The 22,714-nt window shown below is 60.7% G+C and carries 22 protein-coding genes; 9 read left to right on the top strand and 13 right to left on the bottom strand.

The window, feature by feature from the left end; all coding sequences use genetic code 11:
* Window positions 1-8 precede the first annotated feature (8 nt).
* On the top strand, window positions 9-236 hold the full coding sequence (locus ACA063_RS20320) for a DUF6555 family protein (RefSeq protein ID WP_045060943.1): 228 nt from the start codon (window positions 9-11) through the stop codon (window positions 234-236).
* Window positions 237-305: 69 nt separating this feature from the next.
* Here ACA063_RS20320 and ACA063_RS20325 read toward each other — a convergent pair whose 3' ends face one another.
* The 3 genes from ACA063_RS20325 to ACA063_RS20335 all read right to left on the bottom strand — a co-directional run bounded on the left by ACA063_RS20325 (window position 306) and on the right by ACA063_RS20335 (window position 1,596).
* Entirely contained in the window at window positions 306-473 is a 168-nt protein-coding gene (locus ACA063_RS20325) for a metallothionein (protein ID WP_497663113.1), read from the bottom strand.
* A 173-nt stretch (window positions 474-646) separates the two neighbouring features.
* Window positions 647-1,102 (bottom strand): DMT family transporter, encoded by a 456-nt coding sequence (locus tag ACA063_RS20330; protein ID WP_497663114.1) that lies wholly within the window; start codon window positions 1,100-1,102, stop codon window positions 647-649.
* A complete protein-coding gene (locus tag ACA063_RS20335; protein ID WP_497663115.1) occupies window positions 1,102-1,596 on the bottom strand; it encodes a DMT family transporter in 495 nt (164 codons plus the stop codon). Before ACA063_RS20335 ends, ACA063_RS20330 begins: the two co-directional genes overlap by 1 nt.
* A 158-nt stretch (window positions 1,597-1,754) precedes the next feature.
* Between ACA063_RS20335 and ACA063_RS20340 the strand changes: the two genes are divergently transcribed.
* Window positions 1,755-2,690 carry a LysR family transcriptional regulator gene (locus ACA063_RS20340; protein WP_497663116.1) on the top strand — a complete coding sequence of 312 codons (936 nt, stop codon included), beginning with the start codon at window positions 1,755-1,757 and terminating at the stop codon, window positions 2,688-2,690.
* 210 nt (window positions 2,691-2,900) lie between these two features.
* On the opposite strand, the gene ctpM is transcribed toward ACA063_RS20340, so the two are convergent.
* Together ctpM and ACA063_RS20350 are read right to left on the bottom strand one after the other, a co-directional pair.
* Window positions 2,901-4,583, bottom strand: coding sequence for a methyl-accepting chemotaxis protein CtpM (ctpM, locus tag ACA063_RS20345; protein WP_497663117.1), 1,683 nt, complete (start codon window positions 4,581-4,583; stop codon window positions 2,901-2,903).
* A 217-nt stretch (window positions 4,584-4,800) separates the two neighbouring features.
* The gene (locus ACA063_RS20350; RefSeq protein ID WP_497666555.1) at window positions 4,801-6,117 is read right to left on the bottom strand and encodes a Na+/H+ antiporter family protein; all 1,317 of its coding nucleotides are present in this window, start codon (window positions 6,115-6,117) and stop codon (window positions 4,801-4,803) included.
* A 393-nt stretch (window positions 6,118-6,510) separates the two neighbouring features.
* Between ACA063_RS20350 and ACA063_RS20355 the strand changes: the two genes are divergently transcribed.
* Window positions 6,511-8,658: a methyl-accepting chemotaxis protein gene (locus ACA063_RS20355; RefSeq protein ID WP_497663118.1), complete on the top strand. Its 2,148-nt coding sequence runs from the start codon at window positions 6,511-6,513 to the stop codon at window positions 8,656-8,658.
* Between the two features lie 145 nt (window positions 8,659-8,803).
* Here the strand turns inward: ACA063_RS20355 and ACA063_RS20360 are convergent, their stop codons facing one another.
* The 4 genes from ACA063_RS20360 to ACA063_RS20375 form a co-directional block, all read right to left on the bottom strand.
* Window positions 8,804-10,117, bottom strand: coding sequence for a sensor histidine kinase (locus tag ACA063_RS20360; RefSeq protein ID WP_497663119.1), 1,314 nt, complete (start codon window positions 10,115-10,117; stop codon window positions 8,804-8,806).
* Complete coding sequence (locus ACA063_RS20365; RefSeq protein WP_194692468.1) at window positions 10,114-10,782, bottom strand: response regulator transcription factor; 669 nt, start codon at window positions 10,780-10,782, stop codon at window positions 10,114-10,116. Before ACA063_RS20365 ends, ACA063_RS20360 begins: the two co-directional genes overlap by 4 nt.
* Window positions 10,783-10,785: 3 nt before the next feature.
* A complete protein-coding gene (locus ACA063_RS20370) occupies window positions 10,786-11,031 on the bottom strand; it encodes a PepSY domain-containing protein (protein ID WP_497666556.1) in 246 nt (81 codons plus the stop codon).
* A 74-nt stretch (window positions 11,032-11,105) separates the two neighbouring features.
* The gene (locus tag ACA063_RS20375; protein ID WP_162440744.1) at window positions 11,106-11,414 is read right to left on the bottom strand and encodes a PepSY domain-containing protein; all 309 of its coding nucleotides are present in this window, start codon (window positions 11,412-11,414) and stop codon (window positions 11,106-11,108) included.
* A 181-nt stretch (window positions 11,415-11,595) separates the two neighbouring features.
* On the opposite strand from ACA063_RS20375, the gene ACA063_RS20380 reads away from it, so the two are divergent.
* Entirely contained in the window at window positions 11,596-12,675 is a 1,080-nt protein-coding gene (locus ACA063_RS20380; RefSeq protein ID WP_497663120.1) for a patatin-like phospholipase family protein, read from the top strand.
* Between the two features lie 74 nt (window positions 12,676-12,749).
* Window positions 12,750-13,106: a 6-carboxytetrahydropterin synthase QueD gene (queD, locus tag ACA063_RS20385; protein ID WP_019692825.1), complete on the top strand. Its 357-nt coding sequence runs from the start codon at window positions 12,750-12,752 to the stop codon at window positions 13,104-13,106.
* A gap of 112 nt (window positions 13,107-13,218) precedes the next feature.
* Here the strand turns inward: queD and ACA063_RS20390 are convergent, their stop codons facing one another.
* Window positions 13,219-13,698 (bottom strand): Rid family hydrolase, encoded by a 480-nt coding sequence (locus ACA063_RS20390; RefSeq protein ID WP_497663121.1) that lies wholly within the window; start codon window positions 13,696-13,698, stop codon window positions 13,219-13,221.
* 245 nt (window positions 13,699-13,943) lie between these two features.
* Between ACA063_RS20390 and ACA063_RS20395 the strand changes: the two genes are divergently transcribed.
* The gene (locus ACA063_RS20395) at window positions 13,944-14,783 is read left to right on the top strand and encodes an alpha/beta fold hydrolase (RefSeq protein WP_497663122.1); all 840 of its coding nucleotides are present in this window, start codon (window positions 13,944-13,946) and stop codon (window positions 14,781-14,783) included.
* Between the two features lie 132 nt (window positions 14,784-14,915).
* Here ACA063_RS20395 and ACA063_RS20400 read toward each other — a convergent pair whose 3' ends face one another.
* Window positions 14,916-15,128 (bottom strand): hypothetical protein, encoded by a 213-nt coding sequence (locus ACA063_RS20400; RefSeq protein WP_497663123.1) that lies wholly within the window; start codon window positions 15,126-15,128, stop codon window positions 14,916-14,918.
* Between the two features lie 48 nt (window positions 15,129-15,176).
* Here ACA063_RS20400 and codB point away from each other — a divergent pair, with 48 nt between their 5' ends.
* Both codB and codA read left to right on the top strand, forming a co-directional pair.
* Entirely contained in the window at window positions 15,177-16,448 is a 1,272-nt protein-coding gene (gene codB, locus ACA063_RS20405; protein ID WP_497663124.1) for a cytosine permease, read from the top strand.
* 15 nt (window positions 16,449-16,463) lie between these two features.
* Window positions 16,464-17,711 (top strand): cytosine deaminase, encoded by a 1,248-nt coding sequence (codA, locus tag ACA063_RS20410; protein ID WP_497663125.1) that lies wholly within the window; start codon window positions 16,464-16,466, stop codon window positions 17,709-17,711.
* A gap of 131 nt (window positions 17,712-17,842) precedes the next feature.
* Here codA and ACA063_RS20415 read toward each other — a convergent pair whose 3' ends face one another.
* Window positions 17,843-18,835, bottom strand: coding sequence for a diaminopimelate epimerase (locus ACA063_RS20415; RefSeq protein WP_497663126.1), 993 nt, complete (start codon window positions 18,833-18,835; stop codon window positions 17,843-17,845).
* A gap of 164 nt (window positions 18,836-18,999) precedes the next feature.
* Between ACA063_RS20415 and ACA063_RS20420 the strand changes: the two genes are divergently transcribed.
* Window positions 19,000-20,151: an MFS transporter gene (locus ACA063_RS20420; protein ID WP_497663127.1), complete on the top strand. Its 1,152-nt coding sequence runs from the start codon at window positions 19,000-19,002 to the stop codon at window positions 20,149-20,151.
* A gap of 105 nt (window positions 20,152-20,256) precedes the next feature.
* On the opposite strand, the gene ACA063_RS20425 is transcribed toward ACA063_RS20420, so the two are convergent.
* A complete protein-coding gene (locus ACA063_RS20425) occupies window positions 20,257-22,683 on the bottom strand; it encodes a TonB-dependent siderophore receptor (RefSeq protein WP_497663128.1) in 2,427 nt (808 codons plus the stop codon).
* Between the last annotated feature and the right edge of the window lie 31 nt (window positions 22,684-22,714).

Consider the following 22,714-nt stretch of genomic DNA (forward strand, 5'->3'; position numbering starts at 1 on the left):
CGGGCTTTATGAACAACGCAAAACTATTCGTCATTGAGTACACCCTTCATGGCGCCCCCAAGTCTTTCATTATCCGTCTGGACAAGATGGACAACGCAGAGGCTTGGCATTGGGCAAGCTGTGACGCCGGCGTGGGTCGGATCCCGCGCTTTGGCCGAGAGAAGGTGCAGAAAACCAGCAAACCGATGGCGGAGAAGTTCGGGGTCGAGAATGTGACCTGGCGACCCGCAGGCTAAGTATCAATAGGGGGGGGAAATTCAAACGACAGTGGAGCCAGGAAGGCTCCACTTTCTTTGGGCGGCTGATCAGCTCTTGGCACACTTGCAGCCTTTCGATGAACATTCTTCGCCATGCTCATGATGCTTGGCACAGGCCTCGCAGCAGTAGTGCTTGCCGTGTCGCGCGATCGGATGATCACCCAGCTTGCACTCGCATTTCGGGCAGTCGCAAGTATCGGTTTTGGTCACTGTCATGGTTTGACTCCATTGTTATGGTCGTCCGGGTGCGTCAAATGCGTACCCGTCATTGACAGTGTAGGAGCTGCCGGAGGCTGCGATCTTTTGATCTGTTTTTCAGGATCAAGATCAAAAGATCGCAGCCTTCAGCAGCTCCTACAGTGGATCGGCGTTTACACCGGGCATCGGCGTTAAGCGCTTCGGGTGCTACTGCGGTACATGAACAGCAACGCCAAGGCGAGACACACCATCGCCAGGATACGGCTGCTGGACAACTCGATAGCCGGATTGCCCAGCCAGCCGAAATTGTCGATCAACATGCCCATGCCCAGTTGCCCCACGATCACTGCCACCGTCGCCACTGCCGTGCCCACCCGTGGTACCGCGCCGACCATGACCATCATGTAGACCACCCCGAACAACGCGCCACTGAGCTGCCATTTCGGCACGTCCAGCAGGCTCACCGCATGGGCCGGTTCGAAAAACAGAATCAGCAATCCTGTCACCACCGCGCCCACCACGAAGGTCAACAGGCTGCTGCGCAACACACCAACCGTTTCACCCAGACGCCCGTTGATTGCCGCCTGCACGCTCAACACCGCACCGGCAGCCACGACTACCGCCAACAAAATAATCAGACTCATCATCAACCCCTTGCGATCAGAACAAGTGCCGTAACAATCAGCAGCAAGGCGAGCCAACGTTCGCCGTTGACCTTTTTACGCGCGGCGCCGAACCAGCCAAAATGGTCGATCAACACACTCTTGCCGACCTGCCCGGAAAGGATCGCGATCATGGTCATGGCAATACCGATGTGTGGCGTGGCCAGGGTCAACACGATGACGTACATCGGCCCCAGAAAACCGCCGATCAATTGCCAGCGCGGCAAGGTGTTCAAGGCCGGTCCTTGTTGCGGACCGCTGAACAACAGCAGCAAAAACAGAATCGCCGAACCGACACCGAAGATGCTCAAGGTTGCCCACAGATGCCCGACCTGAACCCCCAGCGGCCCGAGCAACCCGGCCTCCACGGAAAGGCCCATGCCGGCCAGGATTACCAACGGCAACAGCAGCAGCCGAAGTCCTGGTTTGGTTACAGGCGTTGGAATAACCCCGGTTTGTTCGATTGAAGAAGATTGCATAAGCAGTACCCGTGATCAGTTGGCCCAACCCCTTGTGGGTGCGAGTCTGCTCGCTCCCACTGGGTGGAATAGGCGCGCATTATCGTCTGGCGATCCTTTGCGATAAATGGGAGCATCCGGACAACACTTTTGCGCAAACCGCACAGCAGGACATTCCCATGCAAGGCCTCAACGAGTTTGGTTTCAAGGCACTCCGACTTTTTGTCGCGGTGCTCGACCACGGCAGTTTTTCCGAAGTGGCCCGTCGCGAAGGCCTGGCGCCCTCTTCGATCTCCCGGCAAATCCAGCTGATGGAGCAGTCCCTGAACCAGCAATTGCTCTATCGCCACACACGCGCCGTCACGCCGACCGAAGCCGGGCGCATGCTCGGGCACCATGCGCGGCTGGTGCTGGTGCAACTGGAAGAGGCCGAACAGGCGTTGCAGGAACAGCAAAGCGAGCCCAGCGGACTGGTGCGGATCAATGCGCCGGTGGTGTTCGGACAGCGTCACCTGACGCCGTGGCTGGGGCAGTTATGCGAGCGCTATCCGAAGCTGCAACTGGATATCCAGCAGACCGATACCTACGTCGACCCGCTGCAGGAAGGCGCCGACCTGTTGTTTCGCATCGGCCCGCTGCACGACTCGAGCATGCAGGCGCGCATCCTGGCGCCCCATCGCTTTCAGGTGGCGGCCAGCCCGGCGTACCTGAAACGCCGTGGCTCGCCGAAACACCCCGATGAGCTGGCTGCGCATCAGTGCCTCGCCTACAAAGGTGTCACGGGCCAGCAGCGCTGGTTCTTCCGCAAGGATCAACAGGACTGGACGCCCTACTCGGTCACCGGGCCCATCACAGGCAATCACGCCGACACCCTCACCCAGGCCGCCGAACAAGGACTGGGGCTGGTGATGTTTCCGTCATGGCTGATTGGCGAAGCCGTGCGCAACGGCACGCTGGTGCCGGTGCTGGGGGACTATCAAGTGTCCAACAGCCTCGAACCCCAGCAGATCGCGGTGCTATGGCCTGGCAGCCGACGATTGTCGGTGAAGGTCAGGACCGTGATTGATTTTTACGTGGAGTGTTTCGGCGTGGTGCCGTATTGGGACAGACCGTAAACCTGTTCCCAGCCAGCACAGATCCCTGTAGCAGCTGACGAGCTTGCGGGGCTGCCTCCGGCTGCGAAGCAGTCGTAAACCTGTTGAACAAGGTTCATCTGATACACCGCGGTGTCCGGTTTTACGACTGCTGCGCAGCCGGACGCAGCCTCGCAAGCTCGTCAGCTGCTACAAGGATCGCGTACAGAGCGCGCGTTCAGTGGGCGGAAATCAGATACGAAACTGCCCGACCAGCTTGCCCAACCGCTGTCCCAGGTCCGCAAGACTGCGGGTGGTCTGCGCGCCGAGCTGGGTTTCGTCGGCGACGCTGTCCACGGCCACTGCGATCTGATGCACGCTGCGGTTGATCTCTTCGGCCACAGCCGTCTGCTCCTCGGCGGCGCTGGCGATCTGCGCGTTCATCGCGTTGATGGTGGCGATCAGTTGCGCCATGGTGTCCAGCGACGCGCCAGCTTCATTGGCCTGAGCGCTGGTGCCATCGCCGGCTTCGCTGGAGCGGCGCATGGCGTCCACGGCGGACTGGGTTCCGGCCTGCAAGCGGTCGATCATGCTCTGGATTTCCTGAGTGCTGATTTGCGTGCGACTGGCCAACGCCCGCACCTCGTCCGCCACCACCGCAAACCCTCGTCCCGCTTCGCCAGCGCGAGCCGCTTCGATGGCAGCGTTCAGCGCCAGCAAGTTGGTCTGATCGGCAATCGAACGGATCACACCGAGCACACTGACAATGGACGACACGTCTTTCTGCAAGCTATCAAGGGACACGCCGCTGCTGCGAATGTCGTCCACCAACGCATGAATCTTGACGATGCTGCCGGCTACCACACGCTTGGCCGCCTGGCCTTCCTCGTCGGTCTGCTGGGCGGCCACCGCCGCGTTCTGCGCGCTTTTCGCCACTTCCTGGGCCGCCGCCGACATCTCGTTGATCGCCGTGGCCACCTGATCCGTCTCATGTCGCTGACGTTCCATGGCCTTGTCCGAACGCTGGGCCTGATCGGACACCTGATTCACCAACCCGGTCAGTTGCGAAGTCATTTCGGTGATCTGCCGCACCAGTCCATGGATCTTGTCGACGAAGCGGTTGAACGAGCTGGCCAGTTCACCGAGTTCATCCTTGCTGGTGACGGTCAGACGGCAGGTCAGGTCGCCCTCGCCCGCCGCGATGTCATCCAGGTTGGCTTTCATCAGGGTCAGCGGACGCAGGATAGTGTTGGCCAGCAACAGACCGGCGACGGCGATCACCAGCAACACCAGCAGCGCGATGCCGACGATGCTCAGCACTACGCCTTCCATCCGCTCGTGCACCTTGGCTTCGACCAGTGCGACTTGCGCTTCGATGCCATCGAGATTGACCGACGTACCGACCGCCATGTCCCACTTCGGCAGGAATTCGGTGTAGCCGAGTTTGGGCACCAGCACCTGGCTGTTGCCCGGCAGTGGCGAGCTGTATTGCAGATAGTGGGTGCCATCCTTCGCGACGTTCACCAGGTCGCGGTTGACGTAGACGCCATTCGGATCGCGGTTGTCCTTGAAGCTCTGGCCGACGCCTTCCGGGCTGTTAGCCTTGAACAGGCGCACGGTGTTGGAGTCGTAGCCGAAGAAGTAGCCATCCTTGCTGTAGCTGATGCTCGACAGCAGCTTGACCGCCTGAGCCCGTGCCGCGTCATCGCCGGGGGCGGCAGCGTCGTAAAGCGGTTTGATCGCGGTCATGGCCACGGCGACGTAGCTTTGCAGGGTCGTCTTGGCATCGCTGAGCAGACGCTGACGCGTTTCCTCGACTTCATTGCGGGCCTGTTGCTGGAGAATGAACAAGGTGGTCAGACTGATGACCAGCGCAAAGAGCAACACCGGGAGGACGGCAAGGGACAGGACTTTAGCCTTCAAGCTCATGCGCATGACGTTCACTCTTTTGATGTTATCGGCGTGGTTAACGCTTTAACGGCACGCCAGGTCAAAAGTTGAATGCGGTCATTGTGGGAGCGCGGCTGTGTGGCGAGGGGATTTATCCCCGTTGGGCTGCGAAGCGGCCCCAAAATGGGACAGCTGCGCAGTCCAACGGCGTGGTGTGGCATTCCGATAAATCCCCTCGCCACGGTGCACCTGCATTTGTAAGTCAGAGCACCATCGCCGCCACCCAGCCAAACGCCAGCAACGGCAAGTTGTAGTGCAGGAACGTCGGCACCACGGTGTCCCAGATATGGTGATGCTGGCCGTCGATGTTCAAACCGGAAGTCGGGCCCAGGGTCGAGTCTGAAGCAGGAGAGCCCGCGTCACCCAAGGCACCGGCCGTACCGACGATGCTGACGATCGCCAGCGGACTGAACCCCAGCTGCACGCACAACGGCACGAAAATCACCGCCAGGATCGGCACAGTGGAAAACGATGAGCCGATGCCCATGGTTACCAACAGGCCGACCAGCAACATCAGCAACGCACCAATGGCTTTGCTGTGGCCGATCCATGACGCCGAGGTTTCGACCAGCGATTGCACGTCCCCGGTGGCTTTGATCACTTCGCCAAAGCCGGACGCGGCGATCATGATGAAGCCGATCATTGCCATCATCTTCATGCCTTCGGTGAACAGGTCATCGGTATCACGCCACTTGACGATGCCCGACACCGAGAAGATCAGAAACCCCGCCAGCGCGCCAATGATCATCGAATCCAGCAACAGCTGAATGACGAACGCGGCAACGATGGCCAGTCCCGCCACCATCAGGCTCAGCGGGTTGTATTGCACGGCCACCTGCTCGACCTGCTCGATCTTCCCCAGGTCGTAGACGCGTTTCTTGCGGTAGCTGAAAAACGCTACGGCGAGCCCGAACACCATGCCCAGCGCCGGGATACCCATGGCATGGGTAACGTTGATGCCGCTGATGTCCACACCGCTACGGGCGACGTTGGCCAGCAGGATCTCATTGAGAAAGATATTGCCGAAGCCCACCGGCAGGAACATGTACGGCGTGATCAGGCCGAATGTCATGACACAGGCGATCAGCCGCCGATCCAGCTGCAGCTTGGTCAGCACGTATAAAAGCGGCGGAACCAGCAAGGGAATGAAGGCTATATGTATCGGCAAAATGTTCTGCGAGGCAATGGCCACCACCCACAGCAAGCCGATCAACAGCCATTTCACCCGACCGCCCCCACTGGCGTGCTGGCGATCGACCATCGCCAGGGCCTTGTCAGCCAGCGCATGGGCCATGCCGGATTTGGCGATCGCCACGGCAAAAGCCCCCAGCAACGCATAGGACAACGCCACCGTCGCCCCGCCACCAAGGCCGCTGTTGAAGGCTTTCAGGGTGGCGTCGATGCCCAGACCACCGGTCAAACCACCGACCAGTGCACCCACGATCAGTGCGATCACGACATGCACGCGGGACAGGCTGAGTATCAGCATGACGCCGACCGCGGCAATTACAGCATTAATCATCGTTACCTCAAGACAAGCGCAATGAGTTCAGCCGGCAGTCTGCAAAGAGCCGCCAGCGGATCAGGAAATGGGTTTTATTAGAGGGCGCGCACTGTGCCGGAGAGTGGGGTTCCTGTCAAAGCGTGCGACGCTCCAATGATGTGTTAATGCTTGTGCCCCCCTGTGGCGAGGGAGCTTGCTCCCGCTCGGCTGCGCAGCAGCCGCAAAGCCGAGCGACATGATCTACCTGACAAGGCGCTACTTCAGTTCGAGGGGGCTTCGCCCCCAGCGGGAGCAAGCTCCCTCGCCACAAAAAACAACCTGAGCCTATTCAGTTGGCGGGATAAAGATTCCCGTCCCGCTGCCGTTACAGAGCAAAGCCGCAGATATTTATCGAATAAGGACGTCTCCATGTCACTCAGACAACTTTCCATTCAATGGAAAATCACCCTGCTGGCCGGGCTATGCCTGGCGGGCATCGTGACCCTTCTGGTGGGTCTTTCGCTGTATCGCATGGAGCACAGCTCCGCGCTGGTGAAAGCCTCGAGCATGGAGATGCTCAACGAAAGCGCCCAGGCGCGGATCGAATCCCAGGGCGAAAACCAGGCGCTGGAGATTCGCCAGCAGTTCATGGACGCCTATCAATACGGTCACGGCTTTTCGCGTCAGGTGCTGTTTCTGCGCGATCAGGCCGAAAAACGCTTCCTCGACGCGTTCGATTTGCGTGAAGACCTGACCCGACAAGTCAAATCGGCGCTGCAGGCCAACCCGGAGCTGCTCGGCCTGTCGCTGGTGTTCGAAGCCAACGCACTGGACGGCAAGGACGAACTGTTCGCCGGTCAGGCCGAACTGGGCAGCAACGACAAGGGCCGGTTCGCCCTGTACTGGTCGCAACCGACGCCGGGCAAGGTCACGTCCATGGCGCTGCCGGAAAGCGACATGGCCGACACCAGTGCCGGCCCCAGCGGCGAGCCGGCCAACGCCTGGTTCACCTGCCCGCGCACCTCGCTCAAACCCTGCGTGATCGAGCCGTATTTCTACAAGATCGACGGCCAGAACGTGCTGATGACCAGCATTGTTTTTCCGTTGATGGTCAACGGCAAGGTCATCGCCTCGCTGTCGGTGGACATCAACCTCAACAGCCTGCAAGCGATCAGTCAGGGCGCGAGCAGGAAGCTCTATGACGGCCAGACGAACGTCAGCATCATCAGCCCGGTCGGTTTGCTGGCCGGTTACAGCCCGGACGCCAGCAAACTCAGCCAGCGCCTGGACACGGTGGATACAACCAGCGGCGCAGAGCTGATCCGCAGGCTGGCCGGCAGCAGTAAAACCGAAAGCCTGCACAGCAACCAGCAGTTGAAGGTTCTGGCACCGTTCCAGCCGATTCCCGGTGGAAAATCCTGGGGCGTACTGCTGCAAGTACCGGAAAAAGTCCTGGTCGGCCCGGCTGAAGCTTTGGAAAAACAACTCGACGACAGCAACACCACCGGCACACTGCTGGAGCTTGGCCTGGGCGTCATCGCCGCGTTGATCGGCCTGTTGCTGGTGTGGCTGATGGCGCGCAGCGTGACCAAACCGATTCTGGGTGTGGCGCACATGCTTGAAGACATCGCCAGCGGTGAAGGTGACCTGACCCGCCGCCTGGCCTACGACAAGCAGGACGAACTGGGCCAGTTGGCCGGTTGGTTCAACCGCTTCCTCGACAAGCTTCAACCGATCATTGCCGAGGTCAAACGCTCGGTGCAGGACGCGCGCAGCACGGCCGACCAGTCATCCGCGATTGCGACACAGACCAGCGCCGGCATGGAGCAGCAGTACCGTCAGGTGGATCAGGTCGCCACCGCGTCTCACGAAATGAGCGCCACTGCCCAGGACGTCGCCCGCAGCGCAGCGCAAGCCGCTCAGGCCGCGCGGGACGCCGATCATGCCACCCGCCGCGGCCTGACCGTGATCGACCAGACCACCACCAGCATCGACAACCTTGCGGCCGACATGAGTGCAGCGATGGTGCAAGTCGAAGGTCTGGCAGCCAACAGCGAGAAAATCGGATCGGTACTTGAAGTGATCCGTGCCATCGCCGAACAGACCAATTTGCTCGCGCTCAACGCCGCGATCGAAGCTGCCCGTGCCGGTGAAGCCGGACGCGGGTTTGCCGTGGTGGCCGATGAAGTGCGCAACCTGGCACGTCGCACCCAGGAGTCGGTGGAAGAAACCCGCCTGGTGATCGAGCAACTGCAAAGCGGCACGCAGGATGTGGTGGGTTCGATGAACAACAGCCATCGCCAGGCTCAGGGCAGCGTCGAGCAAGTCGGCCAGGCCGTGACGGCGTTGCGCCAGATTGGCGAAGCGGTCACGGTGATCAGCGACATGAACCTGCAGATCGCCAGCGCGGCGGAAGAACAAAGCGCCGTGGCGGAAGAGATCAACAACAACGTGGCGACGATTCGGGACGTGACGGAGTCGCTGTCGGGGCAAGCCAATGAATCAGCACGGGTTAGCCAGTCCCTTAACAGCCTGGCGAATCAGCAGCAGGCCTTGATGGATCAGTTTCGGGTGTAAACCCCATTCCGGGCCCACTGCAGATCCCTGTGGGAGTGAGCCTGCTCGCGATAGCGGAGTGTCAGATGGCAGATTTGTCGACTGACACTCCGCTATCGCGAGCAGGCTCGCTCCCGCAGGTTTTTCATTCTCCTGTAGTACGCAATCAGCGTTTGGGCAACTGAATCACCACCTTCAACCCGCCCCACTCGCTCTCCTCCAACCGCATCACCCCGCCCCACGTATCCACGATGTCACGCACAATCCCCAATCCCAGCCCATGCCCATCGGTCTGTTCGTCCAGTCGCGTGCCGCGGCTGAACACCTGAGCCCGCTGATCCTCGGGAATGCCCGGACCATCGTCTTCAACGCTCAACTCAAACTCTGCCGCCGTCTCGACCACACTCAACCGCACCTCGGCATCCGCCCACTTACAGGCGTTATCCAGCAGATTACCCAGCAGCTCCAACAAGTCTTCCCGATCCCAGGGCAACTGCAGCCCCTTGGGCGCTACATAGCTCAGGTCCAGGTGTTCACCGTGAATCATGTTGAGCGTGGCCAGCAATCCCGGCAGTTCGGCATCGCAATCGAACAACGCCCCCGGCAGCGCGTCGCCGGACAATCGGGCGCGATTGAGTTCGCGGTTGAGACGTAGACGGACCTGTTCCAGCTGTTCCTTGAGCACTTTGCGCAGTTCCGGGTGCGCATCGAGTTTCTCGCTCGATGCCAGGCTCAACAACACCGCCAACGGCGTTTTCAACGCATGGCCAAGGTTGCCCAGGGCATTGCGTGAACGCTTGAGGCTGTCTTCGGTATGAGCAAGCAAATGGTTGATCTGCGCCACCAGCGGCTCCAGTTCCACCGGTACCTGATCGTCCAGTTGCGAGCGCTGGCCCTGTTGCAACTGAGCGATCTGCTCGCGGGCTTTTTCCAGCGGGCGCAAGGCGCGGCGCACGGTGACCCGTTGCAACAGCAGAATCAGCAACAACCCCGCCAGACCGAGGCCCAAGCCCACTTGCTGCATGCGCAAAAAGCTGTCGCGCACCGGGGTGTAATCCTGGGCGACGCTAATGGAAATCGACTGCCCGAGCCGGCGATAGTCCGAGCGCAATACCAGCAACTGTTGCCCCTCCGGCCCCAGTTGAAGGTTGCTTTGCAGACCGGGCTGCTCAAGCCGTGGAAACTCCTGATCCCACAGCGAACGGGAGCGCCAATGGTTGTCGGCAAAGTCGATGCGAAAGTAATGCCCGGAATACGGCCGCTGATAAGCCGGTGACAAGTGACGCTCATCCAATTGCAAACCCTGTGGGCCACGCACCAACGCCACCAGCAGGCTCTCGCTGTCGTTGCGAAGCCCTGCTTCGAGGTAGCGCTGCAAACCCATTTCGAACAGCCACAAACTGGTCTGCGCCAGCACCAGCCCGACGATCACCATCACGCTGATCAGTCCCAGGCTCAAGCGGCGCTGGATCGACCTCACTTGGCTTGCCCGCCGAACAGATAACCCTGGCCGCGGCGGGTTTCGATCACCGTGCGCCCGAGCTTGCGGCGCAGGTGGTTGACGTGGACTTCCAGCACGTTGGAATCACGCTCGGTTTCACCATCGTAAAGGTGTTCGGCGAGGTGGCTTTTGGAGAGGATCTGTTCGGGGTGCAGCATGAAATAACGCAACAGGCGAAATTCCGCAGCAGTGAGCTGAATGTCCGCGCCGTCGCGGGTCACGCATTGGCGACCTTCATCCAGATGCAGGCCTGCCGCCTTGAGCGTCGGCTGGTTGGCCTGGCCGTGGGACCGACGCAGCAGCGCCTGAATTCGCAGGTGCAGTTCTTCAGGATGGAACGGTTTGGTCAGGTAATCGTCTGCGCCGGCCTTGAGGCCTTCGATACGTTCGGACCAGGACCCGCGCGCCGTCAGGATCAGCACGGGCGTCGCCAAACCGCCTGCGCGCCACTGCGCGAGCACATCCAGCCCCGGCAAACCTGGCAGGCCGAGGTCGAGGATGATCAAGTCATAGGGTTCGCTGCTGCCCTGATACACCGCATCGCGGCCGTCCGCCAACCAGTCCACGGCATAGCCCTGGCGATTCAATCCGGCCATCAATTCATCGGCCAGGGGCACGTGGTCTTCCACGAGGAGCAAACGCATCGGTCAATCTTCCTTGTCTTTCAATAACTGGCCAGTACGGGCATCGAGGTCCAGTTCACGGACCACGCCTTCGATGGTCAACAGCTCGACTTCATAAATGTAGACGTCGTGTTTCTCTTCGAGCTCGGCTTCCAGCAGTTTTGCGCCGGGATAGCGGTCCAGCGCCTGCTGCAAGAGCTGCTCAAGCGGCAGGATCACGCCTTGCTGGCGCAGGCGCAGGGCTTCGTCCTGATCCAGGTCGCGAGCCATGACCACCGAACACAAAACCAAAAGCGCCAGGCCTGCCCGGCTGGCGCTTCGACTGGAAAACAAATGCACCTTCATTACGTATCCTGATGATCCTTGAGAACCTGCCCGCTGACAGCGTCCAATTCCAGGTCCCAATCGAGACCTTGCGGGTCGCGCAGCTCAACCTGGTAGATGTACTTGCCGTACTCTTCTTCCAGCTCGGTCTCGGTGATGCTGGAGCCTGGGTGTTTGGTCAACGCGGTGGCATTGAGCTTCTCGAAAGACACAATGGTACCAGCGTCACGCAGCCGCAGGGCTTCGTCGGGCCCCAGGTCGCGAGCGTGGGCGATGCTGGCCGTCATGCCGATAATGGATGCGGTGATCAGGGCCGTCAGGTTTTTCATGGGTGTCTCCGTGTTTTTTCGTGTATTGCCAACAGGGAGCCACCTTAGCGAGGTGAACTTAATTGAAACTGAATGGCCATCATCCTTGATGGCTGAACACAACCTGCAGGAGCAAACTTGCTCCTGCAGGTTCGGCGTTCGCGCCCTCATAATCCCCCGTCTGCCACGCACCGAGCCCCGTATGACCGCCATCCACATCAAGTTTCCCTCCCTGACCCTCAAAGCCGGCCCGCGAGCCTTTGCGCGCATCCAGGAAAACGGTCTGAACGCCGCCGACGTGGGGACGCTGCCCGGTGCCGCCGGTGGCCCGAAAGCATTGGGGATTCAAGGTCTGGACCTGGCGTTGTTCGGTGAATGGCTGCCCGCTGCGCTACGGGAGCGCTCGCTGATCGGCGCTTCGGTGGGTTCCTGGCGCTTCGCCAGCGCCTGCCTGCCAGACGCGGCCGAAGGCATCCGCCGCCTCGGCCATCTGTACACCGAGCAGAATTTCGACAAGGGCGTAACGATGGCGCAGATCAGCCAGAGCTCGCGGCGCATGCTCGATGAACTGCTCGACGGCCGCGACGCTTCGATACTCGAAAACGCGCACTATCGGCTCAACATCATGGTGGTCAAAAGCCATGGCCGGCTGGCCGACGATCATCGCGGTCGGCTGGGGCTGGGCCTGTCGTCGGTGATTGCCGATAACCTGCGAGGTCGTTCGCGGCTTGCGCGGCACTTCGAACGCCTGATCATCCATGACCCGCGCCTGGCGCCGCCCGTGAATGCGCTGAACGATTTCCCCTCACGCTTCGTCGCCCTGAATGCCGGTAATCTGCGCCAGGCCTTGCTCGCGTCAGGATCGATCCCGATGGTGATGGAAGGTGTGCGTGATCTGCCAGGCGCCGGCGCCGGAACCTTTCGCGACGGCGGGCTGCTCGACTATCACCTCGACCTGCCCTACAGCGGCAACGACATCGTGCTCTACCCGCACTTCACCGACCGCATCATTCCCGGCTGGTTCGACAAGACCCTGCCCTGGCGCCGGGCCTGCCCCAAGCGCCTGCAGGATGTGCTGCTATTGGCGCCCTCGAAGGAGTACCTGGCACGCCTGCCCTACGGCAAACTGCCCGACCGCAACGACTTCAAGCGCTTCATGGGCGATGCCCCGAGCCGGCAGAAGTACTGGCGCGCGGCGATGGATGAAAGCCGGCGCCTGGGTGACGAATTCCTCGAACTGACCGCCAACGGTCGCCTCGGCGAGCGCTTGCTGACCCTTTAGTCAGGACAAACTGATAAACTCGCCGACTGCCCACATCGCCGCGGCGATCGCCACCTGACAGAGCTCAAAACACTGTGGAAATCTTCAAAGAATTTACCTTCGAATCCGCCCACCGCCTGCCCCACGTTCCGGAAGGCCACAAGTGCGGTCGCCTGCACGGTCACTCGTTCAAAGTGGCCATTCATTTGAGTGGCGACCTGGATCCGCACACCGGCTGGATTCGCGATTTCTCGGAGATCAAGGCGATCTTCAAGCCGTTGTACGAGCGCCTGGACCATAACTACCTGAACGATATCCCTGGCCTGGAAAACCCGACCAGTGAAGTACTGGCGAAGTGGATCTGGAACGAGTTGAAGCCATTGCTGCCGGAACTCAGCGCGATCCGCATCCACGAAACCTGCACCAGTGGCTGCATCTATCACGGCGAGTAAGCGTTCGAAAAAAAAGTGACCTGAATGCCAACACGTTAACTACAAAGTTGCTGCAGGCATCTAAAAAAAACGCCCCGAGATGTTCGGGGCGTTTTGTCTGGATCTGTCGCGGTTATTTTGCCGCGATGCACTCCAACTCCAGTCGGGCACCATAAACAAGCTGGGTGCCACCGAACGCACTGCGAGCTGGATAAGGTTTACTGAAGTAGGTTTTGTACACCTCGTTGAAGGCGGGCCACTCTGCTATATCGGCCAGCATCACTGTGCACTTGACCACGTCCGTCATTCCATAACCGTTGGATTCCAGGACCGCTTTAATATTTTCCAGTGCCTGGCGAGATTCGGGTCCAATGCCGCCTTTTACCAACTGGTCAGATCCTGGCTCGGCACCGATTGTGCCCGACATGAATAACAACTTCGTAGCGCTCACCTGGACGGCATCAGAGAATGGCAAGTTATATCGACCGGAATCGATAAACTCGACAGGCTTGGCATCCTTGGCGCCATTGGACCGATCGCCAACGTTCGCACATCCCGCCAGCAAGATACTCATTGTTAAAACACTGCCAGTCATCCATGAAATCTTTTTCAAAGTTACGTGCTCCTAAACTCATTGGTGTCGGCGGAGTATGCCGACCGCTTCAATGAGAAATCAGGCCCTGGCAACACGTTGTGAAAGAAGTCCCCTGCAATTCTGAATATAGGAAAAAACGCCTCGCAAACCTGGACCTTTCCTACACCTTTTGGCGACTTGAATTTCACGGGACAAAAAAACGTCCGAAGCAGGCGGTTTTTTGCCTATGCTTTTTGCCTCTCCCCCGCCAAGAGGACACGCGCATGGCTGACTGGCCGCTGCCTCAAACCTATCGCTTCAACGGACATTCCATCCGCTTCGCCGTGCGCGGCGACGGACCGCCCCTGGTTTTCGTGCATGGCACGCCGTTCTCTTCTTACGTCTGGCACCGCATTGCGCCGCATTTTATCGCCTCGCATCGGGTGCATTACTTCGACCTGCTGGGTTACGGACAATCCGAGAAAATCGACGGCGATGTGTCCCTGGGTGTGCAGAACGACCTGTTGGCCCAACTGCTCGACCACTGGGGCCTGGCGTGCCCGGATGTGGTGGCCCACGATTTCGGCGGCGCCACGGCATTGCGCGCGCATCTGCTCAATGGCAAGGATTACCGCAGCCTGACCCTGATCGACCCGGTGGCGCTGACACCCTGGGGTTCGCCGTTCGTGCAGCATGTGCGCCAGCATGAAGCGGCGTTCAGCGGTGTGCCCGACTACATTCAGCGCGCCATCGTGCCGGCCTACATTCGCGGGGCGATCAAGCGCGAGATCACGGACGACGAACTCGCCCCCTACGTACAGCCCTGGCTGGGCGATGAAGGGCAAGCGGCGTTCTATCGGCAGATCGCCCAGATGGACACTCGCTATACCCGCGAAGCTGAAACGCTCTACCCAACGATCCGCTGTCCGGTGCAGATCCTGTGGGGCGAAGACGATGAGTGGATTCCCATCGAGCGTGGGCGAGCGCTGCAACAGATGATTCCCGGTGCCCAATTGCATGCCATCCCCAATGCCGGGCACCTGGTACAAGAGGACGCGCCGGAGGCCATTGTTGCGGCACTGCTCAGATTCCTGCCGCTACAAACATCCTCCTACACGGAGTGAGTTTGTTCGAGTGCACCGCTTTTGTGCCCTCTTCCGCGCCAAATGATCAGCCTCGGCTATACATAACCAGACGAATGCCTGGCGCGGTGTAATCCTAGTAACGGGCCGAAACAGGCCCTGTGGCGAGGGAGTTTACTCCCGCTCGAGTGCGCAGCACTCGCAAGATCCTGGGGCCGCTGCGCAGCCCAGCGCGAGCAAGCTCGCTCGCCACAACATCAAGAACAACGAAAACAACAACAACAACAACAACAACAACAACAACAACAACAACAACAACAACAACAACAACAACAACAACAACAACAACAACAACAACAACAACAACAACAACAACACCTTTGGCACGACCAGTGCAACACCCTCCGCGTCTCCCCCTCCAGCAAGGAACGCCCCATGACGCAGAACGCCCCCGGCAACGACTATCCCCTCAGCGAAGTCCCGATGCATGCCCGTAAAGGCCTGGCCTCAACTGCCATGGTGTTGCTCGGCTTCACGTTTTTCACCGCCACCATGTTTGCCGGCGGCAAGCTCGGCGTGGCGTTCAGTTTCGGCGAAATGATGACGGTGATCGTCGTCGGCAATCTGCTGCTCGGACTGTATGCCGCGGGACTGGGCTACATCGCCTTCAAGAGTGGCCTCAATTCGGTGTTGATGGGCCGGTTCTGCTTTGGCGAGGTGGGCAGCAAGCTCAGCGACCTGATCCTCGGTTTTACCCAGATCGGCTGGTACGCCTGGGGCACGGCCACTGCTGCCGTCGTACTGGGCAAGTATTTCGAGTTGAGCGACGGGACCGTGCTTGGCTTGATGGTGCTGTTCGGTCTGGGGTTCTGCGCCACGGCTTATATCGGTTATCGCGGCCTGGAAATCCTTTCGTACATTGCGGTGCCCGCGATGATGTTGCTGTTGATGCTGTCAATGTGGGTCGCCACGGTGAAAGTCGGCGGGCTCGACGGTTTGCTGGCCGTTGTGCCGACAGGCACGCTAGATTGGTCGACCGCGATTACCCTGGTGTTCGGCACCTTCGTCAGCGGCGCCACGCAAGCCACCAACTGGACGCGCTTTTCGCGCTCGGCCAGGGTTGCGGTGCTGGCGAGTCTGATCGGTTTCTTCATCGGCAATGGCCTGATGGTGTTGATCGGTGCCTACGGGGCGATCGTCTATCAGCAACCGGACGTGGTTGAAGTTCTGTTGCTGCAAGGCTTTGCCATGGCCGCGATGGCCATGTTGCTGCTCAACATCTGGAGCACCCAGGACAACACCATCTACAACTTCGCCGTCGCCGGTTGCAACCTGCTGCGCACCGACCGACGCAAGACCGTGACCCTGGTCGGCGCGGTGATTGGCACCGCATTGGCGCTGCTGGGTATGTACGACCTGCTGGTGCCGTATCTGATTCTGCTGGGCACGGTGATTCCGCCGATAGGCGGCGTGATCATGGCGGATTTCTTCTTCCGCTACCGTGGTCAATATCCACGTCTGGCCGACACGCGTTTGCCGGCGTTCAACTGGCCCGGCTTGAGCGCTTACGCGGTCGGCACGGTGGCCGCTTTCATTTCGCCGTGGGTCGCACCGCTGGTAGGGATTGCCGCTGCCGCGCTAACGTATGTGCTATTGACCGGTGTATTCGGCGCTCGAGTCGCCAACGCACCCTTACAAGATCTCTGAAAAAGGATTCGCCTGATGCACATCATCAACGCCCGCCTGCGCAACCAAGAAGGCCTGCATGAATTGCACCTGGAAAACGGTCTGATCAGCAGCATCGCGCGTCAGACCGAGGCGCCCACCCTGGGGCCCGACGATCTGGATGCCGGCGGCAATCTGGTGATTCCACCGTTCGTTGAGCCACACATCCACCTCGACGCGACGCTCACCGCTGGCGAGCCGCGCTGGAACATGAGCGGCACGTTGTTCGAAGGCATCGAGTGCTGGGGCGAGCGCAAGGTCACGATCACCGAGGAAGACACCAAGACCCGCACCCGCAAAACCCTCCAGGCCCTGGCCGCCCACGGCATCCAGCACGTGCGCACCCACGTCGACGTCACCGACCCGCAACTCACGGCATTGAAGGCGATGCTCGAAGTGCGCGAGGAAAGCCGCCACCTGGTCGACATGCAGATCGTGGCGTTCCCGCAAGAAGGCATCGAGTCTTACCGCAATGGTCGCGAGCTGATGGAAGAAGCGATTCGCATGGGCGCCGATGTGGTAGGCGGGATCCCGCATTTCGAGTACACCCGCGATCAGGGCGTCAGCTCAGTGAAGTTCCTGATGGACCTGGCCGAGCGCACCGGTTGCCTGGTGGACGTGCATTGCGACGAAACCGACGACCCGCACTCGCGCTTCCTGGAAGTGTTGGCCGAAGAGGCCCGCAGCCGCGACATGGGCTCGCGGGTCACTGCCAGCCACACCACGGCGATGGGTTCCTACGACAACGCATACTGCGCAAAGCTGTTTCGTCTGCTCGGGCACTCGGGGATCAGTTTTGTCTCCTGCCCGACCGAAAGCATTCACCTGCAAGGGCGTTACGACAACTTCCCGAAACGCCGCGGCGTGACCCGGGTCAACGAGCTGCTCGAAGCGGGCATGAACGTGTGCTTTGGCCAGGATTCGATCGTCGACCCGTGGTACCCGCTGGGCAACGGCAACATCCTGCGGGTGCTCGAAGCCGGCCTGCACATCTGCCACATGCTCGGGTACCGCAACCTGCAAAGCGCGCTGGACCTGGTCACCGATAACAGCGCCAAGGCCATGGCATTGGGTGATCGTTACGGCCTGGAACGCGGGCGGCCGGCGAATTTGCTGGTCCTGTCGGCGGACAGTGATTACGAGGTGATTCGCAGCCAGGGCCTGCCGCTGTATTCGATACGGGACGGGAAGGTGTTGATGAAAAGGACAATGCCAGAGGTGGAATTTTTTGGTGGTCAGCTCTGAGATTTCCGTTGACCCGGCTGGCCCCATCGCGAGCAGGCTCACTCCCACATTGAATCTCCAGTGGACACAAGATTTGTGTGCGCAAGTGATTCACTGTGGGAGCGAGCCTGCTCGCGATGGCAATCTCACAGTCAACCCATCAACTTCGCCGTACCGAACAACCTGACCCCACTCAACTCCCCACCAGACTCCTCCAGCAAAATCGGCGCCGTCCCGCCCGGCATCACCACTTTCACCTCGCCAGCCGCCACCCAGCCCACCCGCCAGGCCGCACAGGCCACCGCGCTGGCGCTGGTGCCCGACGACGCAGTCGGCCCTTCCCCCCGCTCAAACACCCGCGCAACGATCCGCCCTTCGGCCTCCCGCATCGCCCATTGCAGATTGATCCCCGCCGGGCAGGGCTCACCTGCCCCGGTTGGCGCGGCATAGGCAATGCGAGTCAGGCCGTCAGACAATGGCGCTTCACGCATCTGCTCATTGCTCGGTAACGCTGCAGAATTGTTAACGAGGGTCACGCAATGCGGATTGCCTACTCGCACGAACTGGCTGCGGGACCAGGACGGATCAAGCGCCGACAGCGGTTGCACATGATTGAGTTCACGGCCATTGAACATCACCTCGCCTGCCCCGTGAGCACTCACCGCCCCCGGCCCGAAGGACGGCTTGCCCAGGTCCAGCCAGAAGCCCTGAACGCCGGCGACCTGTGCGATGTTCACCGACGTTTCACCCGGCGAAACCGTATCGGCCTTATCGTGATGAACCCTGAGTAAACACGCTTCGTGTGCCGGAAAAAGCCCTTGATCGCTCAACGCCTGGGAAAAAATCGTCAGCCCATTGCCACTACGCTCGGCCAGCGTGCCGTCGGTGTTGACGATCAGCACATCGAAGGGTGGGGCCGATTGAAACGGGCCGACCAGCAACCCGTCGCAACGATGGTCCTTGCTGCCCGGCGGTTGCGTGCCTGGTGCCCAACCGCAGAATGCCTCGATGGCCGACAACGCCCAGTCTTCGCGACAGTGCGCGGCCTGCCCCGCATCAGCCGGCAAGTCGATGCCCTGCAGCCGAACGGCTTGCGGCGCCACCACCCCGTAGATATTGCCTCGTGCGTCGTAAAACGGCGTCATTGCGCCCCCCTGTATCAAATGTCGATGACCTCAACATATCGCGAAACAGGTGCGGCCTGTGCAAGGATGTCGTCCTGCCTGATCACACCCCCGGCGGACGCTCGCCGAACCCAACCGTCGAGAGACTGTCCCTTGGGGACGCAATGTTTTTGCCAAGGATTGATATGAGCAACCTCAACACCCCCGCCACCTTCGTTCCCGGACGCCTGGAACAAATGTCCACGCGCGTCGCTTTCTTTATCGCAGGTTTCGGGATCGCCGCCTGGGCGCCGCTGGTGCCGTACGCCAAGGCCCGCGCCGGGCTCGATGAAGGCATGCTCGGCCTGCTGCTGTTGTGCCTGGGCGTCGGTTCGATTGTGGCGATGCCGATGGCCGGACTCCTGGCCTCGCGCTTCGGTTGTCGGCGAGTGGCCATCGGCGGGACGTTATTGATCTGTGCGGCCCTGCCACTGCTGGCAACTGTGTCGTCGATACCGGTGCTGATCGCGGTACTGTTCATGTTCGGTGCAGGCCTGGGCACGGTGGACTCTACCGTCAACCTGCAGGCGGTGATCGTCGAGCGGGCCAGCGGCAAAACCATGATGTCGGGATTCCACGGGCTGTTCAGCCTTGGCGGGATTGTCGGTGCAGCGGGTGTCAGCGCCTTGCTCGGCTTCGGTTTTTCGCCACTGACGGCGATGCTGGTGGTAGATGTGTTGCTGCTGCTCGCGCTGTGCAAGGCGGCGCCGCACATGCTGCCTTACGGCAGCGAACGCTCAGGACCGGCGTTCGCCATTCCCCACGGGATCGTGCTGTTCATCGGCGGAATGTGCTTCATCGTGTTCCTCGCAGAAGGCGCGGCGCTGGATTGGAGTGCGGTGTTCCTGGTGCAGGAACGCGGCATCGATACGGCGTATGCGGGGTTGGGCTACGCCGCATTTGCATTGACCATGACCGTGGGGCGTCTGACAGGCGACCGGATTGTCCGTCGTCTCGGCGCGACACGGGTGATGGTATTTGGAGGGCTGACGGCCGCCGCGGGCCTGTTTTTGGCCACGTTTGCGCCGAACTGGGAATTTGCGCTGGTGGGCTATGTGCTGCTGGGGGCCGGCTGTTCGAACATCGTGCCGGTGCTGTTCACCGCCGTGGGCAAACAGACGGTCATGCCCGAAAGCGTCGCCATACCCGCCATCACCACCCTGGGTTACGCGGGAATTCTCGCAGGACCTGCGGTCATCGGGTTCATCGCCCATGCCAGCAGCTTGAGTTTCGCCTTCGGATTGATGGCGGTGCTGCTGGTGGCGGTGGCCATTGGTGGCAAGGTGTTGAAGGTCTAAAGCAAAAGATCGCAGCCTTCGGCAGCTCCTACAGGTGAAATGCAATCCACCGTAGGAGCTGCCGAAGGTTCGGGCCGCGATCGGACGATCTTTTGATCTTAGCTGTTAAAACCCAACACTCGCCTGCACAAAGAACGTGCGCGGTGCCCCCACATACATCCCCGCATTGTTATCGCTGGAACGAGTGAAGTACTGCTTGTCGAAGATATTCTTCACCCCGGCGCCGACTTTCAGGTTGGACAGCGTCGCCCCAAAGTCATAACCGCCGCGCACGTTCCAGGTGACGTAGCCCGGAATGTCACCGTACTGACCGTCCGCCGTGCCTTCGGTGATGTAGTTGCCGCTGAAGCTGCCATCCGCGTTCACCGCAGTGCCCGGTGAGCGCTGTCTGGATTGGGCAAAGGCATCGACGTTCCAGGTCCAGCGATCGATGTCATAGCGCAGGCCGGCGGTCGCCACCTGGCGCGAATAGAACGGCAGGTCACGGCCCTTGAAGCCCGGGATCTCCCCTTCATAAACAGCGCGGGTATAGGTGAATCCGGCGTTGGCGCTCAGGCCTTCGAGCCGGGGATCCAGGGCCGCCATGTCGTAGTGCACCGAGGCCTCGAGGCCCTGGTGGGTCGTCGCCCCCAGGTTGGTCCAGCCCGCATCATTGCTGATGTATTGCAGTTCCTTATCGAAGTCGATGTAGAACAGCGTCACTTCCCCGCCCCACACATCATCGTTGTAACGCGTGCCCACCTCGTAGGTCTTGGCCTTTTCCGGGTTCAGGCCGTTGGCCGTGTCGTCACCCGAACCGCCCTGGCCGAGCTGGAAATATTGCAGGCTGCCAAACGAGGTTTCGTAGTTGGCGAACAGCTTCCAGGCGTCGGACAGGTGATACATCACGCTCAAGGCCGGCAGAGGCTCGTTGCTTTCGATGCTGCGATTCTTCTCGGTCACCGGCCTGCCTGCGGTATCAAGCACCGGCCGATCATGCCAGTCAGTGCTGATGTGCTCGAAGCGAATGCCCGGTGTCACGGTCCAGTTGCCGACGTCGATCTTGTTATCGACGTACACGGAGTTGGCTTCAGTGCCCCCCGTACGGTCCTGATAGATGTGCCCGTCGGCGCCCGGACGCACCACCGGCTCATTGCTGCCGTTAAGCCCCAGACGACTCGCCGTCTCGTGCATGCCTTCCTTCAGGTAGCGATAACCGACACTGACTTCCTGAGTGGTCGGGCCGACGTCGAACACGTGGGACACGCGCGGCTCGATGCCGAAGGTGTAGTACGTGCGCGGGAACGAGCCGAGGGTCTGCTGATCGCGAGCGGCGATGTTGCTGCCCCGGAAGCTGTCGGAGTAATAGGTCAGCACTTCGGCCTGGGTGCGGTCATCGATCTGCCGCGCCCATTTGAACGAGACGTCCTTGCGGCGCCCGCTGAAGTTGTCGTTGTTGCGGTCGGACTGAAACGGATCGGCGTCGTACTGCGCCTGGGTCAGGCCACCGGGCATGTCGGCGCTGGCGTCGTAGTAGTGAAAGTTGAGGCTGAAATCATCGACATCGGTGGGCGCCCAATGGGTCTTGAGGATCACGTCGTCGATGTCATTACCGTTGTTGCGCTCGCGGTACCCGTTGCCGTTGACGCCCGAATACAACAGCGCCACGCCGATGCCGTTGTCAGCCGTGCCGCCCACGAACGCCGTATCGATGTGCTTCCAGCCACCGTGCCGGGAGGTTTCCAGGGTGGTGCCGATTTCAGCGGAGGCTTTTTCCGGGATGGCGCGGGTCACGAAGTTGATCACGCCGCCCACGTTCTGCGGTCCATAACGCACGGAGCCCGCTCCGCGCACCACATCGATGCTGTCGAGGTTGCCGGAGGAAATAGGGGCCATGGACAGTTGCGGCTGGCCATAGGGCGCAAAGGCGGCAGGCACGCCGTCGATCAGCACGGTGGAGCGAGGCGACAGCCGCGAGGTCAGGCCACGCACGCCGACGTTCAGGGAAATATCGCTGCCGCCCGTGCCATTGGCGTCTTGCACTTGTACCCCCGGCACACGCTTCAACACGTCGCCGACGGTCATTGCGCCCTGCTCGACCATCGCTTCACGGCGAATCACCGTCCGCGCACCCGGGTGGTTTTGCACCACGGCCGCATCGGCGTCACCGAGCCAGTCGCCGACCACCTTGATGTCGGTCACGCCGAGTTCCAGCGGACCGTTGGCGGCGGAAGTCGGTGCCGGCGTCAGGGTCACCGAACCTTCATCGATCTGATACTCAAGGCCACTGCCCTGCAGCAACTGACGCAAGGCCTGCTCCGGCGAGAAGTTACCGTCCACGGCCGGCGCTTGTTTGCCGGCCACCAGTTCAGGACTGAAAAAAACCTGCAGCGACGTTTGCTGACCCAGCTGACTCAAGGCCTGGCTCAAAGGCTGCGCCTGGATGTGAATAGCGTCGGCGGCGAATGCCTGGGGCACTGCCGAGCTGATGGCCAACGCGAGCGCAAGCCGCAGCCAGGAAGTTTTGTTGTTGTTAGCGATGGTTTTTTTCACGTCGAACGTTGTCCTGTGGATCGCAAGAGTG

It is taken from the genome of Pseudomonas sp. LBUM1643, from assembly GCF_059716215.1.